The 17,052-nt window shown below is 60.5% G+C and carries 15 protein-coding genes and 1 tRNA gene; 7 read left to right on the top strand and 9 right to left on the bottom strand.

Features of this window, described 5'->3' with window-relative positions:
* Positions 1 to 292: 292 nt before the first annotated feature.
* Positions 293 to 1,684, top strand: a complete 1,392-nt coding sequence (gabP, locus tag ACI77D_RS01790; protein ID WP_064450234.1) for a GABA permease — start codon at positions 293 to 295, stop codon at positions 1,682 to 1,684.
* A gap of 141 nt (positions 1,685 to 1,825) precedes the next feature.
* Here gabP and ACI77D_RS01785 read toward each other — a convergent pair whose 3' ends face one another.
* The gene (locus ACI77D_RS01785; RefSeq protein WP_407015939.1) at positions 1,826 to 2,239 is read right to left on the bottom strand and encodes a hypothetical protein; all 414 of its coding nucleotides are present in this window, start codon (positions 2,237 to 2,239) and stop codon (positions 1,826 to 1,828) included.
* 73 nt (positions 2,240 to 2,312) lie between these two features.
* Positions 2,313 to 3,221, bottom strand: a complete 909-nt coding sequence (locus tag ACI77D_RS01780; protein ID WP_407015938.1) for an alpha/beta fold hydrolase — start codon at positions 3,219 to 3,221, stop codon at positions 2,313 to 2,315.
* A 170-nt stretch (positions 3,222 to 3,391) separates the two neighbouring features.
* On the opposite strand from ACI77D_RS01780, the gene ACI77D_RS01775 reads away from it, so the two are divergent.
* Together ACI77D_RS01775 and ACI77D_RS01770 are read left to right on the top strand one after the other, a co-directional pair.
* Complete coding sequence (locus tag ACI77D_RS01775) at positions 3,392 to 4,357, top strand: arsenic resistance protein (RefSeq protein ID WP_407015937.1); 966 nt, start codon at positions 3,392 to 3,394, stop codon at positions 4,355 to 4,357.
* A gap of 88 nt (positions 4,358 to 4,445) precedes the next feature.
* Positions 4,446 to 6,053, top strand: coding sequence for an ArnT family glycosyltransferase (locus tag ACI77D_RS01770; RefSeq protein WP_407015936.1), 1,608 nt, complete (start codon positions 4,446 to 4,448; stop codon positions 6,051 to 6,053).
* Positions 6,054 to 6,073: 20 nt separating this feature from the next.
* Here ACI77D_RS01770 and ACI77D_RS01765 read toward each other — a convergent pair whose 3' ends face one another.
* The 5 genes from ACI77D_RS01765 to ACI77D_RS01745 all read right to left on the bottom strand — a co-directional run bounded on the left by ACI77D_RS01765 (position 6,074) and on the right by ACI77D_RS01745 (position 10,643).
* Positions 6,074 to 6,748 (bottom strand): hypothetical protein, encoded by a 675-nt coding sequence (locus tag ACI77D_RS01765; RefSeq protein WP_407015935.1) that lies wholly within the window; start codon positions 6,746 to 6,748, stop codon positions 6,074 to 6,076.
* Positions 6,749 to 6,914: 166 nt separating this feature from the next.
* Positions 6,915 to 6,990 (bottom strand) — tRNA-Phe (locus tag ACI77D_RS01760).
* 103 nt (positions 6,991 to 7,093) lie between these two features.
* Positions 7,094 to 7,366, bottom strand: a complete 273-nt coding sequence (locus tag ACI77D_RS01755) for an oxidative damage protection protein (RefSeq protein ID WP_053253876.1) — start codon at positions 7,364 to 7,366, stop codon at positions 7,094 to 7,096.
* Entirely contained in the window at positions 7,363 to 8,430 is a 1,068-nt protein-coding gene (mutY, locus tag ACI77D_RS01750; RefSeq protein WP_064450239.1) for an A/G-specific adenine glycosylase, read from the bottom strand. Before mutY ends, ACI77D_RS01755 begins: the two co-directional genes overlap by 4 nt.
* The gene (locus ACI77D_RS01745) at positions 8,427 to 10,643 is read right to left on the bottom strand and encodes an AsmA family protein (protein WP_064450240.1); all 2,217 of its coding nucleotides are present in this window, start codon (positions 10,641 to 10,643) and stop codon (positions 8,427 to 8,429) included. The genes mutY and ACI77D_RS01745 overlap by 4 nt, the downstream gene beginning before the upstream one ends.
* A gap of 326 nt (positions 10,644 to 10,969) precedes the next feature.
* Between ACI77D_RS01745 and ACI77D_RS01740 the strand changes: the two genes are divergently transcribed.
* On the top strand, positions 10,970 to 12,631 hold the full coding sequence (locus tag ACI77D_RS01740; protein WP_064450241.1) for an OFA family MFS transporter: 1,662 nt from the start codon (positions 10,970 to 10,972) through the stop codon (positions 12,629 to 12,631).
* Between the two features lie 50 nt (positions 12,632 to 12,681).
* Here the strand turns inward: ACI77D_RS01740 and ACI77D_RS01735 are convergent, their stop codons facing one another.
* A complete protein-coding gene (locus ACI77D_RS01735; RefSeq protein WP_064450242.1) occupies positions 12,682 to 14,022 on the bottom strand; it encodes an HdeD family acid-resistance protein in 1,341 nt (446 codons plus the stop codon).
* Positions 14,023 to 14,065: 43 nt separating this feature from the next.
* Positions 14,066 to 15,322, bottom strand: coding sequence for an MASE1 domain-containing protein (locus tag ACI77D_RS01730; RefSeq protein WP_407015934.1), 1,257 nt, complete (start codon positions 15,320 to 15,322; stop codon positions 14,066 to 14,068).
* Positions 15,323 to 15,542: 220 nt separating this feature from the next.
* Between ACI77D_RS01730 and hisB the strand changes: the two genes are divergently transcribed.
* The 3 genes from hisB to ACI77D_RS01715 are packed head-to-tail and all read left to right on the top strand — an operon-like array spanning position 15,543 to position 17,035.
* On the top strand, positions 15,543 to 16,136 hold the full coding sequence (hisB, locus tag ACI77D_RS01725; RefSeq protein ID WP_003218037.1) for an imidazoleglycerol-phosphate dehydratase HisB: 594 nt from the start codon (positions 15,543 to 15,545) through the stop codon (positions 16,134 to 16,136).
* Positions 16,136 to 16,774: an imidazole glycerol phosphate synthase subunit HisH gene (gene hisH / locus ACI77D_RS01720; RefSeq protein ID WP_064450244.1), complete on the top strand. Its 639-nt coding sequence runs from the start codon at positions 16,136 to 16,138 to the stop codon at positions 16,772 to 16,774. The genes hisB and hisH overlap by 1 nt, the downstream gene beginning before the upstream one ends.
* A complete protein-coding gene (locus tag ACI77D_RS01715) occupies positions 16,775 to 17,035 on the top strand; it encodes a DUF2164 domain-containing protein (protein ID WP_064450245.1) in 261 nt (86 codons plus the stop codon).
* Positions 17,036 to 17,052: the final 17 nt, after the last annotated feature.

Genomic DNA, 17,052 nt, shown 5'->3' with positions numbered 1-17,052 from the left:
CAAACGGTCCATATCAGCCCCCTAATGGGGCGTCACGCACTTTTCGTGTGTGTTTTTGGTGCGCGCAGGCGTCTTGAAAGTGAGTCGCTCGGTAACGCTATAGCGGAATGCCATTGTTCTCAATGACTTGCGACGGCTGATCAATTGTCCTACAGCCCGCGTCAATCGCGACCTTGTAACATTTTGGCGCAAATCTTGCGTAAAAAATAAAGAACGCCCCGTTGGTTTCTTTTCACGAGAAAGATCGCAGGTCGGGCGGACCGTTTTCGCAATTCCTCGCAAAGGTGTGTCAATGAGTAGTACGCAAAGCTCCAATGACCTCGAACAGGGGCTCAAACCGCGTCACGTCACCATGCTGTCGATTGCCGGCGTTATTGGTGCCGGTTTGTTTGTCGGCTCCGGCCACGCGATTGCTGCCGCCGGCCCTGCAGTGCTGCTGGCCTACGCGGCTGCCGGTACGCTGGTGGTGTTGGTGATGCGCATGCTCGCCGAAATGGCCGTGGCCTCGCCGGACACCGGTTCGTTCTCCACCTACGCTGACCGCGCGATCGGTCACTGGGCCGGCTTCACCATCGGCTGGTTGTACTGGTGGTTCTGGGTGCTGGTGATTCCGTTGGAAGCCAACGCGGCGGCGACCATCCTCCATGCCTGGTTCCCCAATGTGGCGATCTGGGCGTTTACCTTGATCATCACCTTGCTGCTGACGGCGACTAACCTGTTCAGCGTGAAACATTATGGTGAGTTCGAGTTCTGGTTTGCCCTGATCAAAGTCGTGGCGATCGTGGGCTTTGTGATCCTTGGTCTGGCTGCCATTTTCGGCTTCCTGCCGACCAGCCAGGTCAGCGGCGTTTCGCACCTGTTTGACACCCAGGGCTTCATGCCGAACGGCATGGGCGCGGTGTTGGCGGCAATCCTGACCACCATGTTCTCCTTCATGGGCACCGAGATCGTCACCATCGCAGCAGCGGAATCGAAGAACCCGGGCCAGCAAATCACCAAGGCCACCAACTCGGTGATCTGGCGGATTGGTTTGTTCTACCTGCTGTCGATCTTCATCGTTGTGTCCCTGGTGCCATGGAATGATCCGACCCTGGCGGCCGTAGGTTCCTACCAGACCGTGCTGGAACGCATGGGCATTCCAAACGCCAAGTTGATCGTCGACCTGGTGGTGTTGGTTGCCGTGACCAGTTGCCTCAACTCGGCGCTGTACACCGCTTCGCGCATGTTGTTCTCCCTGGGCCGTCGCGGTGACGCACCGGCTGTGGCCAAGCGCACCAACAAGAGCGGCACGCCTTACTGGGCGGTGATGTTGTCGACTGGCGCGGCGTTCCTGGCGGTATTCGCCAACTACGTGGCCCCGGCGGCGGTGTTCGAATTCCTGTTGGCCAGTTCCGGCGCTATTGCGTTGCTGGTGTACCTGGTGATTGCCGTGTCGCAACTGCGCATGCGCCAGAAGCGCACGGCAGCGGGCGAGAAGATTGTCTTCAAGATGTGGCTGTTCCCCGGCCTGACCTACGCGGTGATGGTGTTCATCGTGGGGACGCTGACTATCATGCTGTTCCAGGAAGCACACCGGGTCGAGATCATTGCGACCGGGATCCTGAGCTTGCTGGTGGTGTTGGCAGGGTTGTATGTGTCGAGCCGTCGCAAGGCTCAAAGGGCAGGCGCTGCGGTACTCAATTGATGTGACGGCGTGCTGCTTCTGGAGCATGCCATCAACCACGGGGGAGCGGGGCTTGCCCGCGATGACGGACTGACAGTTGAGATCTTCTTCGACTGACACGCCGCAATCGCGGGCAAGCCGGCTCCCACATTTGGTTTTGTATCAGTCCTGGGCGCCAATCAGCGCTTGGGACGCCGCAACATAATCGGCCTGGAATTGCGGCGACTCGACCCACGCCAGCGCCGCCGCTTCATCCTCGGTATCCGTCGCCCATTGCCGATACTCGATCAGCGCCGCCACGATAAAGTCGGTCGCCTCTTCCTCGCCTTCCTGCTCCAGCACCACTGCCAGCAACGGGTGCGACAGGAACGCCGCACACAGTGCCTGCTGGCTGGTTTCGCCCGCCGTGCGCATCTCGACAAACAGCTCGGTCAAATCCACCGACTCAAGGTCAATACGGCTGTCGTCGCCTGCGAACGCATCCGGCTTGGTGGCGACGGCGCGCTGGGTACGGTTTTGCTTGGCTTTGGCTTTCGACCGCTGGGCGCGTTTTTGTTGCTTGTTCGGCGAGGCCATGGGCTCAACGTCCTTTGGGTGCTGGATCTGGGTGGACTATTGAAGCGCAGGTTGGTGCAAATCCCAAGGGTTTCTAGACGCGCTGTCCGGGTGTGCCTTGCGCCAGCGCGCCGTGTTGCAGCCACTTCAGCGCAATTGGCCACAGCCGGTCCTGATAGTCGCTGCGGAAGAAGGCGAAATGCCCGACAGCTGTTTCGCCAATATCTTCGGGAGCAATCCGCAGATGAGTGCGCTCGCTGCTATCGAAATAGCTCAGCAACCGCTCGATGGCCTCTACCGTGCCAAACGGGTCGTCGGTGATGCTGATGGCCAGCAGTTGCGCCTTCACCCGGGTGAAGGGCAACTCACCCAAGGTGCGCCCGCTGGGCCGCGTCTCGTACCTGGGCGTTGGCGTGCCCCAGTCGCGCACCACACCGGCCGGCGTATCTTCCAGCCAGCCCAGGCGTTTGCCGGGGAAGTACCCGCACAGCGCCGTCACCAACGGCATTACCACATGCCACTTGCCAAACATGCGCCAGCGCCCGCCCGCCGCGTAATCGCGCCAGTACGCAAACTGCGCGCCGACCGTCACGACTCGCCGAATCACCGCGCCTGACGCCCCCAGTCCCGCCGCGCAGCCACCAAAACTGTGGCCGACCACATCAATCGGCTGCCCCGGAAACTCCCGTTGTGCGCGCTGCAACATCGCTTCGAAATCCAGCGCGCCCCAATCCGACCACGACGCCTTGAAACCGCGCAACGAGCCATTGCGGGATTCGCCGATGCCACGGTAGTCGTACGTAATGACGTCGAAGCCGTTGGCGAACAGGTAGTCGGCGAAGCGTGAGTAGTGGCGGCAGCGTACCGAGGTGGCGGCGTTGATGATGACGACCGGGCGTGTCGGGTCGGGTCTGATGGGGCGCCAGGTGAAGCCGCTGACAGGGTAGCCGTCGGCAGCCGACTCGCGGAAGGCTTCTGGGGCAACTCGGGTGGGCAGGTTCATCGGTCGGCTCGATCCTTGCGCTTTTGGGTGTGGGCTTGGGAGCCACGCGCTTTTATAAGCATTCGAAACTAACAAATTTAGCGCGGCATGAGCGCAGGAAATTTTCGATGCTCGACCTTGGCGCCCTGTGTGCTTAGGCTTGCGGTCTATTGATCAGCCAGAGTCAGCCCATGACCCGCGACACCCTCGAGCACAACCAGATCCCTGTCTACTTTGCCGCCGTCTTGCTGGCGGCTGCATTCGGTGTGCTCGCGCCTTTGTCGGCCCAGGGACTTGGCGTGCTGGTCACGCCTGCCATCGCTGTGCTGATGTACGCCATGTTTCTGCAAATTCCATTTCTGGATCTGCGCCAGGGCCTGGGCAACAAGCGCTTTATATCGGCCTTGCTGTTGGCCAATTTCATTCTGGTGCCGTTGCTGGTGTGGGCGTTGACCCGTGGTCTGGTAGAGCGCCCGGCCTTGCTGGTGGGCGCGTTACTGGTGTTGCTGACGCCATGTATCGACTACGTGGTGGTGTTTACCCATATCGGCAAGGGCGATTCGCGGCTGATGCTGGCGGCGACGCCAGTGCTGTTGTTGCTGCAGTTGGTGTTGTTGCCGGTGTACCTGGGTTTCATGCTGGGCGCGCAGTCCGCCGTGGTGGTGGCGGCCGGGCCGTTTGTTGAGGCGTTCTTGTGGTTGATCGTGCTGCCGATGGTCCTGGCGGTGCTGACGACTTCTCTGGCGCGGCGTTCAAGCGCCATCAACCTGTGGAGCAATGCCTGGGCCTGGCTGCCGGTGCCGGCGATGGCGCTGGTGCTGTTTGTGGTCATCGGCTCGCAGATCACCTCGGTGGTGCGCGATATCGCGTTGTTGTTGCCGGTGATTCCGGTCTACCTAGGCTTCCTGTTGCTGGCGCCATTGCTGGGCGCGTTGGCTGCGCGGCTGTTCGCCTTGCCCGCCGTCACGGCGCGGGCGGTCACGTTCAGTGCGTCGACCCGCAACTCCCTGGTGGTATTGCCGCTGGCGCTGGCCTTGCCCGAAGACGTGCGCGGGCTGGCCGCGACGGCGGTGATTCTGCAAACCCTGCTTGAGCTGGTGGGCGAGCTACTCTACATCCGGCTGATTCCCGCGCTGGTATGGCGCGCCGGTCGATAGATCCATAAATATTCGGGTTTGTTCAGGCGCTATTCAGGGGCAGAGTCGGCACCATGGAGTCGGCGCACCCTACCTGAAAGGACATTCAATGGATCACCGCAGTCGTTTTCGCCTGGAGTCCCTGGGCATTTTTCTGATCGCTTTATTGCTGTTTACGTTGGGTGTCTGGGACGAACAACCCCAAGGATTTGACGGGCGCTGGGCGCTGTTCATGCAGGAAATGTTTCGCCACGGCGCGAGTCTTTTCCCTACCACCTACGGTGAGCCGTATCCCGACTACCCGGGTACCGCCACCTTCTTCAGTTTCGTATTTGCTCGAATATTCGGTGCGCCGAACCATCTCGCGAATGTGCTGCCGACGGCGCTGGCTTCGGCGGGCGTGATCGCCCTGATCTATCGCCTGTTGGCGCCGTCCAGCCGGCCCTGGGCGTTGCTGACGGTGTTGCTCACGTTGCTCACCACCCAACTGCTCGATAAGTCGCGTTCGGTGTGCCTGGACCTGATGGTCGCGCTGCTATGCGTGGGCAGTTTCTACCTGCTGCACAGTGGTGAACGCCTGGGGTCGCGCGTCAGGCAGTTGGCCGTATTCCCATTGTTTGTCCTGGCCTTTGCGATTCGCGGGCCATTGGGGCTGATCGAGGTCTGTGGTGTGGTGTGCGTGTATTGGGCGCTGGGCCGGCCGGGGGAGCGGGTCAAGCAGGTGTTGATCCACGGTTTCGTGGGGTTTGCGCTGCTCGTGGCCTGCTGGTGGGTGTTGATGAAGCTGGCGCGGTTCAGTGGTGGCGATGCTTTTGCCGATGACGTGTTCAGGATGCAAGTCAGCGGGCGGCTCGATGAGAGTGGTGAGCCGTTCTATTTCTACTTCAAGCTGAGTCTGTACCGTTACTTCCCGGTGGTGCCGTTGGCGCTGGCTGCCTTGATTGCGCTGCGCCATCGTTGGTCTGAGCGGTGGGTCAATGACGACGTACAGTTGGTGGTGCGGCTGGGGGCGTGCGGCTTGATGATTTTGCTCGGGCTGTCGGTGCCGCACTTCAAGCGCGCTTACTACATTCTGCCGATGGTACCGATGTTTGCCGCTGTCGCCGCCTATGGGCTGCTCCAGGCGCAAGGCTGGCTTGTCGGCGTGCGCCGCTGCTACGAAGGGCTTGTCGCGGCGCTGCCGGCGTTGTGCGTGGTTGTGTTGTTTGTGTGTCGGTACAGTTGGCAAAAACGCGGTTACTGGCCTGACGTTTCGTTGCCGCTGTTGATTGGCGGGTTGGTGATTCTGCAAGTGGCGGCGTTGGTTGCCTGGCGTCGGTCAGTGCGCTTGGTCTGGCTCAGCCTGATTGCACTGGTAGCGCAGTGGTTGCTGCTGGTGGTGGTGATAGAGCCGTCCAAGGACCTGCAGTTCGACACTCACAATTTCGTCAGCCAAGTGGAGACGCTTCGTGCGTCGCAGCCGGGGCCATTGGTGTTTGTCGACCTCGGCCGCGACACGTGGGCGATACGCTACATGATGAACCTTACGCACGACGAGCAGCCGTTGTTCGTGGCAGGCAACGAGCCTGAGAAGCTGCTGACCTTGCCCCGGCCATCCTGGGTGATCGTGCCGCGCAAAGAGGCTGTGCTGCTCAAGGGCACGCCGATGCAGCAGCAGACGCCAGATTTCGAAGGGCGCTTGAACGACAACCCGCTGATGGTGTTTTTACTGAAGTAAGGCAGGCGATCCAGTGCAGGCTATTTGCACTGGTACCCCTCGGGCATCGTGACGGTGTAGTTGCGGTGCACGCGGTCCTGGAAATTCAGGTTCTGCAAGCCTTGCTCCACCAGGAAGGTTTCGATCTTGGCGGCCTGGCAGTCTTCGTTGTAGGACATCGCCCGGAGCAGGTACACCGCGCGCCTGCTCACTTCATCCCGCGCAGTGGCGGTGAACGTGGTGAGCGTGGTGTAGCCGGTTCGCTCTGAGGTGCCCATCGGGCCATAGGTGGTGTTGGGCTTGCTGGTGCAGGTCAACTGGTCTTCTTTTTTCTTGTTTTTCTTGCACTGGGTGGTCGTGGTGGTTGGCACCTGGCCGTAGTCGGTGGCGGTGTAACGGTAAGTGACCTGCCGGCTGTCGACATCAAGGGTGATGGTCATTTTGATCGGTGCATGGTTCTTGGGTAGGGTCGTGTCGGTAAACACCTCCCGAAAGCCCTGGTCCTTCATGGCATTGACCATGTCCCGCAAGTAGTAGCGGGCATTCAGCGTGCTTTGCGCACTGCCGCCCACGGACGTCGTCACCAGTACCGTTGCCTGTCGATCAAAGTGATAGTCCGGATCAGGTGTCGCGTCGATCGAGACGTCCATTTGGGTGGCGCATCCACTGAGTAACGCCGTCAGCAGCAAAAGCGCGCAGAACAAATACCGGGTCATCAAATAACTACCTTGCAACAGAAAATTCAGTAACACCTAAACGAATGAGCCTTGCGATAAATAACCCCCAGGCAGGGATAGGGGTGAGCGTCGCCCGGCAACCACTAAATCGCAGGCAATAAAAAACCCCAAGGAATCATCTTCGCTTGGGGTTTTTCGGTATTAGTGGTGCCCAGAGACGGAATCGAACCGCCGACACGGGGATTTTCAATCCCCTGCTCTACCGACTGAGCTATCTGGGCAACGGGGCGCATTAAACTGGTTTTTCAGGGGGTCGTCAAGCAAGTTTTCAAAAAATATTTAATTATTACCGTCGCTTACGTGCCGACCCCGGGTTTTGATCAATTATTGAGCAGGCGGCACGTAACCGTCGGCCTTGGCGTAATCCTCGCCGGAAAAGAACTTATCCATTTCGCCAGCCAGGTATTTGCGATCTTCGCCGTTCATCATGTTCAGGCGTTTTTCGTTGATCAGCAGAGTCTGGTGTTTCAGCCAGTCGCCCCAGGCTTTGGCGGAGACGTGGTCGAAAATGTCCTGACCCTTGGCACCCGGGTACGGAGGGCGTTCGAGGCCTGGCAATTCTTCTTTGTACTTGCGGCACATGATGGTGCGGGTCATGACAGAACTCCTGCGTTCAATACTTCAGCCGCGCGCTTCAGCAGTTTTTTAACCGGGGCGGCAAGGCCCAGGCGCGGCGGGGTGGCGAGGTTATACCAGAGCCAGTCGGCCTCGGCCACGTGATGGGCGGATTCCTCGACCTGCACCAGCCAGGGTTCAATGGCCAGCTGGAAGTGGCTGAAGGTGTGGATCAGCCCCGGCAGTGCCTGTGGGTTGCCCAGCGCCAGTGAGTGCTGGTTGGCCAGGTGTTCCAGGTCTTCGAGGTCGTCCAGTTCCGGCAAACTCCACAAACCGCCCCAGAGGCCCGTGGACGGGCGGCGGTAAAGCAGAATCGCACCCTCGGCATTGGCCAGCATCGGCATCAGCGTGCGCTTCTGCGGGATGGTTTTGCGCGGTTTGGGGATCGGGTAGCGCGTCTCCAGGCCGAGCATGTGGGCTTCACAGCCCTTTTCCAGTGGGCACAGCAGGCAGCTGGGCTTGCTGCGGGTGCAGAGCGTGGCGCCCATGTCCATCATCGCCTGGGTGTAGGCGTTGACGCGATCGTGTGGCGTGAAGCGCTCAGCGGTCGCCCAGAGCTGCTTGGCGACCTTGGGTTCGCCTGGGTAGCCCTCTTGCGCGGTAAAGCGCGCCAGCACGCGCTTGACGTTGCCGTCGAGGATCGGCGCACGCAGGCCCATGCTCAGGCTGGCGATCGCTCCGGCAGTGGACAGGCCGATTCCGGGCAATTCGGTGAGCTTCTCGACATCCCTTGGAAACTCGCCACCGTACTCGGCGACGACAATCCTGGCGGTCTTCTGCAGGTTGCGTGCGCGGGTGTAGTAACCCAGGCCGGTCCACAGGTGCAGCACTTCGTCTTCCGGCGCGGCAGCCAGCGCTTCGACCGTCGGCAACGAGGCCATGAAGCGGTCGAAGTAGTTGAGCACAGTGCTGACCTGAGTCTGTTGCAGCATGATCTCCGAGACCCACACCCGGTAAGGCGTGATGCCCTGTTGCCAGGGCAGGTCATGGCGACCGTGGCGGTCGTACCAATCCAGCACCGCCTGTGAAAACTGCTCGTTTCTCATCGTTTGAACAGGCCCTTCAGAGCGTCTTTCAACTGTGGGTTGACCTTGTCGAGCTTCTCTTCAAGCTTTTCGCTTAGCTTGTTGCCAGCCGCTTTTATGGCGACCTGCGTCAAGCCATCCTTGTCCAGGCGGCAGGCCTTGGCGCCCAGTTCCAGCGGGCCGCGGCAGCGCAGCGGCACTTCGATGCCCTGGAAGTTGCTGCCGACCTGGCAGGCCGGGTCCGGCACGTCGCGCTGGTCGCCTTCGACGATGATGCCGACGCGGTAGTCCATGCCCAGCACGCGCAGGTCGACGTCACCGTTGCCGTTGACGGTCAGGCCGGGGATGCGCACTTTGAGGTCAGGGTTACTGGCCACGCCGTTACGGAAGGTCAGGTTGCCGCGCAGTTCCTGGAACGGCGTGTCCTTGCCCTGTGGCGTGGTGCTCAAGGTCTTGCGGTTGAGCAGGGCAATGCCGGTGCACAGTTGTTGTTCGATGTTGGCGTTGAGCAGCGCGCCGTTATTGATCACAAAACTGGCGGTGCCATTGAGGCTGTCGATCAGCGCCTTTTGGCTGTTGCCACGGCCGGTGAGGTTGCTGTCGAGGGTGATTTGGCCTTTCACCGGCGGGGTTTGCCCCTGGGCTTGCAGGATGCGCTCAACCGGTACCTGTTTGATGTGGGTTTGCAGCGCCAACACCGGGATGTCCTGGCGCACATCGAGTGTGCCGTTGGCCTGGAAGGTGCCGTTGTAGAGGCCACCGCTCAGGGTGTCGAGCTTGAGCTGGCCATCGATGCCGGAGGCTTTGAGCCCTGCATTCTGGATCGGCAGCTTGCTCAGGGTCAGTTGGCCAAAGGCCAGGTCGGCGTTCACGTCCAGAGTGCGCAGGCGGGTCAATGGCAGCAGCTTGTCGGTGCTCCACGCGCCTTTGGTCGGAGCTTCCGGCAGCGGTGTGGTGCCACCAGCGGCCATGGCGCCGACTTCGCTGTTCTGTACTTCGGCCTGGCGTGCTGCGGTCGCCCCTTTGGCGGATTCGGACTTGGCCGGCAAGTAGTTGTCGGCGTTGAACGTGTCGCCCTTGAGCTGTACGCGCAGGGATTGCTTGGCGAAGTCATCTACCGCAATGCGACCGGTGAAGGTGCTGGCGTCGAGTTTCAGGTTCAAGTCTTCCAGGGCCACGCTGGTGGGCGAGCCCTTGAGACGGCTGACCAGTTCGACCTTGCTCAGGCTGCCCTCGGCCATGGCCGGCAGCGGATGGCCGACGCTGTCGAGGAACTTGGCCAGGTCAAACTGGGCAATGGACAAGGCGCCGCTGAGTTGCGGGGTTTTGTCCAGGTTGTTGACCTTCAGTTCGCCCAGGGCGCGCAGCTGGTTGGCGGAGAGTTTCAGGTTGGTCCATTCGGCGACGTTGGCCGCCAGGTCCACCAGTAATTGGCCCTGGGTGGAGAAGGTCACGGTCTTGCCTTGCAGCGGCTCGCCGGTGGCTTCGCCGCTGAGCTTCATGTCTTCGAACTGGTAGCGCTTGAGGGCGTTCTGGATGCGCAAGTTACCGTTGAGCTCGGTCTTGACGCGCAACAGCGGCTGGTTGCTGCCCAGGAAGGCGGTGAGTTTGAGCGGAATGCTCGCACCTTCGTGCACGGCGCCGGCGCTCAGCTGGATACTTTCGGCGCTGTACTGTTTGCCGGTCTGCTCATCGTTGTATTCAACGCGGGCGTTGTTGATGGTCAGGCTGTCGATGTCCAGGCGGATCGGCTTTGGCGGTTTTTCCGGTTCAGGTTCGGCCGGCGTTTGCACGGGGGCGGGAGCTGGCGCATCGGCGCTGGCGACAGGCACGTTCTTGCCGATGTCTTCCCAGTTGCCATGGCCCTGCTTGTCGCGGTTGAGGCGCAGGTTCAGGCCTTCGACACGCACATCGCTCATCTGCACTTCGCGGCGCAGCAGCGGCAGCACGCGCACCGACAGGCCGAGCATTTGCAGGTCGGCGAACGGTTGGGTGGGGTTGGTCAGGGTCGCCACGCTGGCTTCGTGCAGTTCCAGGCCTAGCCAGGGGAACAGGCTCCAGCCGATATCGCCATTGAGCGTCAGCTCGATGTGGGCCTTGTCGCGGGCAATCTGGCGAATCTCGTCTTTGTAATCGTTGGGATCGAAGAGGTGGGTCAGGGCAAAGCCCAGGGCCACAATGATCAGCAACAGCCCGAGAAGTACCAGACCCAGGATTTTGCCGAACGCTTTCATGGGCGAGTCCTTGTATGTCGATTTCAAAATTTAGCCGCAGAGTATAACGCCCGAAGGCTTACGTCAGTTCACGCATCGTTACATTGTATCTGGCGTCGGCAAAATCGGATTTTGTCGCTGAACAGACCAGATCGCGTGAAAAAGGTGATGTCAGTTTGGTTTTTCTGTCACCCACTGGTGCTAATCTTCTTAGGTTCGTCTGTCGTCTGCGACACAGCGTCGCGCTCAAAAGGAGCTTTACTCAACAACAACGGCCAACGCTCTGCGTGCAAGGCCGAGGGAGAGAGCGCCTGACGGACACATACTAATAACTGGGGGAAACACCAATGAGCACTAGCACTGCGGCGAGCAGTCATGCCGCACAGCCTGCGTTCCTGTCCAAGGAACGCATTATCGCCAAGCCGGGGTTCAACCGCTGGCTGGTTCCACCGGCCGCCCTGGCCATCCACCTGTGCATCGGCATGGCCTACGGGTTCTCGGTGTTCTGGCTGCCACTGTCCAAGGCGCTGGGTATCACCGCACCGGTCGCCTGTGCGCCGGACATGAGTTTCATCGCGCAAGTCTTCTCTTCCCAATGCGACTGGCCCATCTCCATGCTGGGCTGGATCTACACCCTGTTCTTCATCTTCCTGGGCTGCTCGGCAGCGATCTGGGGCGGTTGGCTTGAGCATGCCGGGCCACGCAAGGCCGGCGTTGTTTCGGCGCTGTGCTGGTGCGGCGGCCTGCTGATCTCGGCGTTGGGTGTCTACACCCACCAGATCTGGCTGATGTGGATCGGCTCCGGCGTGATTGGCGGTATCGGTCTGGGCCTGGGCTATATCTCGCCTGTATCGACCCTGATCAAGTGGTTCCCGGACAAGCGCGGCATGGCCACCGGTATGGCGATCATGGGCTTCGGCGGCGGCGCGATGGTGGGTGCACCGTTGGCCGCAGCGCTGATGGGCCACTTTGCTTCGCCAACCAGCGTGGGCGTGTGGCAGAGCTTCGTGGTCATGGCTGCGATCTACTTCGTGTTCATGATCGGCGGCGCATTGTCGTACCGCGTTCCGCCAACCGGCTGGAAGCCTGAGGGCTGGACTGCCCCGGCGAAAAAGGCCAGCAATGCGATGATTACCCATCGTCACGTTCACGTGAGTGTGGCGTGGAAAACCCCGCAATTCCGTTTGGTATGGCTGGTGCTGTGCCTGAACGTGTCTGCCGGTATCGGTATTCTCGGCATGGCTTCGCCACTGCTTCAGGAAGTGTTCGGTGGCAAGTTGTTGGGCAATGGGCTGACGTTCGGTCAGCTGGATGCCGGGCAGTTGGCGTCGATCGCCGCTATCGCTGCGGGTTTTACCGGTTTGTTGAGCCTGTTCAACATTGGTGGCCGATTCTTCTGGGCGTCGTTCTCCGACTACCTGGGCCGTAAAAATACCTACTTCGTGTTCTTCGCCCTGGGCTTTGCCCTTTACGCGCTGATCCCGAACCTCGGTCACCTGGGCAACGTAGCGCTATTCGTGGCAGCGTTCTGCATCATCCTGTCGATGTACGGCGGTGGTTTTGCGACCGTCCCGGCTTACCTGGCCGACCTGTTCGGCACCCAGATGGTCGGTGCGATCCACGGTCGTCTGCTGACCGCATGGGCTGCGGCGGGCGTGTTGGGCCCGGTGCTGGTGAACTACCTGCGTGAGTATCAGCTGAGCATTGGCGTTGAACGCGCTGCTGCCTACGACATCACCTTGTACATCCTCGCGGGCCTGTTGGTGCTGGGTTTCATCTGCAACCTGCTGGTGCGCCCGGTGGCCGACAAGTACTTCATGACTGACGCAGAGCTGGCGGCCGAACAGGCGCTGGGCCATGACAAAGGGGCTGACGCCAGCACTTCGCTGGAGTGGAAAGCGTCGTCTGGCAGCGTGCCGCTAGCAGTTGCGGCGTGGTTGGTCGTGGGTGTTCCGTTGGCGTGGGGTGTGTGGGTGACCCTGCAAAAGACGGCGGTACTGTTCCACTGATACCCGGTTTCCCGGTGCCCTCTCATGCAACGTGAGTGGGCGTCGGGCAACTAGTCCTGCTTCTTGTCAGGCAAGGTCCTGGCTGAAGCGCCGCGCCATGGAATGCGTTGAAACCATGGGCGCGGCACCGGATGAACAATCACCCGCAAGGCACGTGCATAGTCCATGACCAGGCCGGGTGTCCACGCCATGGTCATGGCGCGCTTGCGTACTTGCGCGGCAATCCACAACTCAGGCATGAGCAAGGTCTGCAGGACCGAGCGCCAGCGCCGGGACCGTTCCGACAACACGCCATCCATCGATGCTTCCAACGCAAAGGCCACGCTGCTGGAACAGTTGCGGTAGGTCAGGTTGTAGGTGGCCTGTTGGCGATAGTTATTCGAGAACTCGATCAGCGCTTTGCGGCTGTACTGGTGAAAAATAATCTTGCGGTCCGAGTCGCACCAGTTGGCCACTTCAGTGGCGTAGTCCGGCTGGAATGTGCCTGGCACGTCGTTATTGCGCGTGGCCTTGAGGATGCGGAAAAACTCCGCCGGTGAGCGATCGATGTCCGCGACCGGGTACAGGCTCAGGTACACCGAGGGCGACAGCTCAATCGCTGCGTGCCCGGTTGAAATCACGCCTTGTGCATCCACCGCCGCAATGTAGCGATTGATGATCGGGCGAGGAATTGTCGTTGCGCCGGCGGTGCCTTCCGGCGTCCAGATATGCACGATCAATGGGTCCTGCAAGTCAGGCTCTTGCTCCAGGCGCGGCTCCAGCGGTTTTTGCGGTGGCAGCTTCTTGAAGTCTGACAGTAAATCCCTTGGTACAAGCAGCTCAAACGTTGAAGTGCCGTTGCGCAATCGCCTCACGCGATTCGCAATGCGCACCGTGTTGAAGCCGCTGACGATCATCAATGCACCGAGGAAAAACGACACCGTTGCACTGAGGGCGATGGGATAAGGACTGACCAGCAACCCCGCGAACGCCAGCTGAGCGCCGCCGCTGATCAACGACGATCGCCAGTGCGGGAACCTGACGACCCAGGCCGAGCTAATGGTCAGCAAGCCGATCACGAAGTAGGTCAGGCCAAAGATGATCGCCAGCAACAGGTGGCTATAGACATTGTTCGCGAGAATCAACACGGCGACGAAGAAGAAAATGCCACCCTTGAAATACAGCACGGCCCGCTGAGCGCCTACGCCGCTGGCAGCCACGCTGAGGGTGACAATGCTTTCCAGCAGCAACATCAAACCGAATGCGCGCATCGGAAAGTACAGTGCACCGTCCAGGCCGTCGTACATCACGCCCAGGCCCAGCGAGCCCCACAGGATACCCACCAGGCCGAGAATCCAGAATTTGGATCGCACGAACTCAACGCCGAACAGCAGTAAAGCAATCTGAATCATTAAGTACCCCTACAGGGAAAAGCAGGCTGTCACAGGCGAAGGTTCAGGAGTAGCGGCCGCTTTGCCAGTTGCCGACAATCACTTGGCCATGGGCATCACGCAGGGCGCCGGGGCTTTGGTCATACAGGGTCAGCCATTCACCATTGCCCTTGTCGATGCGAAAGGCCAATGACGCGGCGCGGGTATGGGTTTCCGGCGACCAGTGGCGTTTGAGTCTGTCGCGGTCCTCTGGGTGTACACGCTCCAGGACCTGCTGCACGGTGCGCAGGGGCTGGGCACTCACGTCCAGCAGCGTTTCGAGGTTGTCGTCCCAGAGAATTTCCCCGGTTCCCGGGTGCAGTTGGTACATCACACCGCTGCCCGCCAAGCGCCCGGTTTCCAGGTCGTAAGGTTGAGCGGATTGCCTCATCAAGCGTATTACCAACACCAGTAATGCCGTGATGGACAGGTAGCTTTGCGCAAGCAGCAAGGGCTCGCCTTCCAGCAGGCCGTGCACATAAAACGGCCCGGTCTTCTGGTCGGTGAAATTGACCACGATACCGCCCAGCACCAGTAGCGCGATCGAGCCGCCAGGGCTGCGCCACGTTATGCAAACGGCGAGGGTAAGCGCGATGGGCAGGCAGGCCAGGATGAAATACGCCGCTGCGCCCGCGTCGGTGCCCAGCCTGTTGATGAGCCAGAGCGGGGACGCCCCGAAAACGTACCAGGTGTTCAATGCCAGCAGCAGCAACCATATCCCGCCGGCCAGTCTCGTGCGCGTGCGCGCAGGAAAGTCGCGCAGGTTGCTGTTCAGTACATTCATCACCACGACGGTTGAGAAGAACACGCCGCTCATGCCGGACATCCAGTTGGTCATGAACGTGTGCGGTGATACTTCCCCGGCCAGCATCAGCCAGCCTTTCCTGATTAATGCCAGGACGCAGCAAACGCCCACGGTGGCCAGCAACCACAGCAAAATGGCATGCAGTTCGTCGCCGCGCCGAGCGAAGCGCCGAACCAGCCAGGCAATCGCAACAGAGCCTGCCAGTGCCATCGCTGAAAGCGCCACGGCGGCCGGCAGATGTTGCCAGCCATGCTCATCCAGCAGCACCCGTGCGACCAGAAACACCGCAAACAACATCGGCCAGTGAGCGCGTCGCGAGCTGAGGAACGCCGACACGGAAATACCCGCCGGGAACCAGATAATCGCCATCTGCGAGACGGGATCTTCGAAGGCCAGCGACATGACGCCGGTCACGTAGTAGGTCACCGCCCACAGGAGGAGGACGCCGCTGCGCTGTAAGACTGTCGGTATCGTCATTGTTGAATATTCATTAGGTTTTAAACATTGCGCTCATATTACCGCGAAGCCGCCGGGGGCATCGGGTAAATGCGCTGAGCGCACCATCCTGGGGCGGCCACTTGTATGCACATGTCTATCCTCGACACTCCATCAGTCTTATGCCCTTCGATGTTTCTGTTTGGCGCCCGCGCCCCTATAATGGCTGCCTTTTTCGCCCAATGATTTTGCGGAGCTGGTGATGGCCGAACGTAAGGCGTCCGTCGAGCGCGACACTCTGGAAACCCAGATCAAAGCCTCGATTAACCTGGATGGCACCGGAAAGGCCCGATTTGATATCGGTGTACCTTTTCTTGAGCACATGCTGGACCAGATCGCCCGTCATGGGCTGATCGACCTGGATATCGTCAGCAAGGGCGACCTGCATATCGACGACCACCACACGGTGGAAGACGTAGGCATCACCCTCGGCCAGGCGTTTGCCAAGGCCATCGGCGACAAAAAAGGCATCCGTCGCTACGGCCACGCCTATGTCCCGCTGGACGAAGCGCTGTCGCGTGTGGTCATCGACTTCTCCGGCCGCCCAGGCTTGCAGATGCACGTGCCCTACACCCGCGCCACCGTGGGCGGCTTCGACGTCGACCTGTTCCAGGAATTCTTCCAGGGCTTCGTCAACCACGCACTGGTCAGCCTGCACATCGACAACCTGCGCGGCACCAACACCCACCACCAGATCGAAACCGTGTTCAAGGCTTTCGGCCGCGCGCTGCGCATGGCTGTAGAGCTCGATGACCGCATGGCCGGTCAGATGCCCTCGACCAAAGGCGTTCTGTAATGCAGACGGTCGCGGTTATCGACTACGGCATGGGTAACCTGCACTCGGTGGCCAAGGCCCTCGAGCACGTAGGTGCCGGCAAGGTGCTGATCACCAGCGATGCCAGCGTGATTCGCGAAGCCGACCGGGTGGTGTTCCCGGGCGTCGGCGCGATTCGCGATTGCATGGCCGAGATCCGCCGCCTGGGCTTTGACAGCCTGGTGCGCGAAGTCAGCCAGGACCGCCCGTTCCTCGGCATCTGCGTGGGCATGCAAGCCTTGCTCGACAGCAGTGAAGAGAACGGCGGCGTTGACTGCATCGGCCTGTTTCCCGGCCAGGTGAAGTTCTTCGGCAAAGACCTGCATGAAGACGGCGAGCATTTGAAAGTCCCGCACATGGGCTGGAACGAAGTGCGCCGCACCGTGGATCACCCGCTGTGGCACGAAATCCCGGACATGGCGCGTTTTTACTTTGTGCACAGTTACTACATCGCCGCCGGTAACCCGCGCCAGGTGGTGGGTGGCGGGCACTACGGCGTCGACTTCGCCGCGGCGCTGGCCGAAGGTTCGCGCTTTGCCGTGCAGTTCCACCCGGAGAAGAGCCATACCCATGGCCTGCAATTGCTGCAGAACTTCGCCGCGTGGGATGGCCGCTGGTAAATGGCCAAGCAGCCCAAGGTGCCGATCTTGAACCTCACGCCCGAGCAGGAGCGTGAGGCTACCTTCAAGATCAAGCGCTTCATGGAGGACCGTTTCGAGCTCAAGCTGGGCTCGTTCGAGGTCGCCGAGCTTCTTGAACTGTTCACCACCGAAGTTGCGCCGCACTATTACAACAGGGCGATTTTCGACACGCAGACGCTCCTTAAAGAAAGGTTCGAAAGCATCGAAAGCGACCTGTGGGCTTTAGAAAAAAGCAGCTGAAAGCCTCAAGCTGCAAG

This window comes from Pseudomonas sp. O39 (assembly GCF_045447295.1).
Lineage (GTDB): Bacteria > Pseudomonadota > Gammaproteobacteria > Pseudomonadales > Pseudomonadaceae > Aquipseudomonas > Aquipseudomonas antarctica_A.
This window is presented reverse-complemented; position numbering and strand designations above follow the sequence as displayed.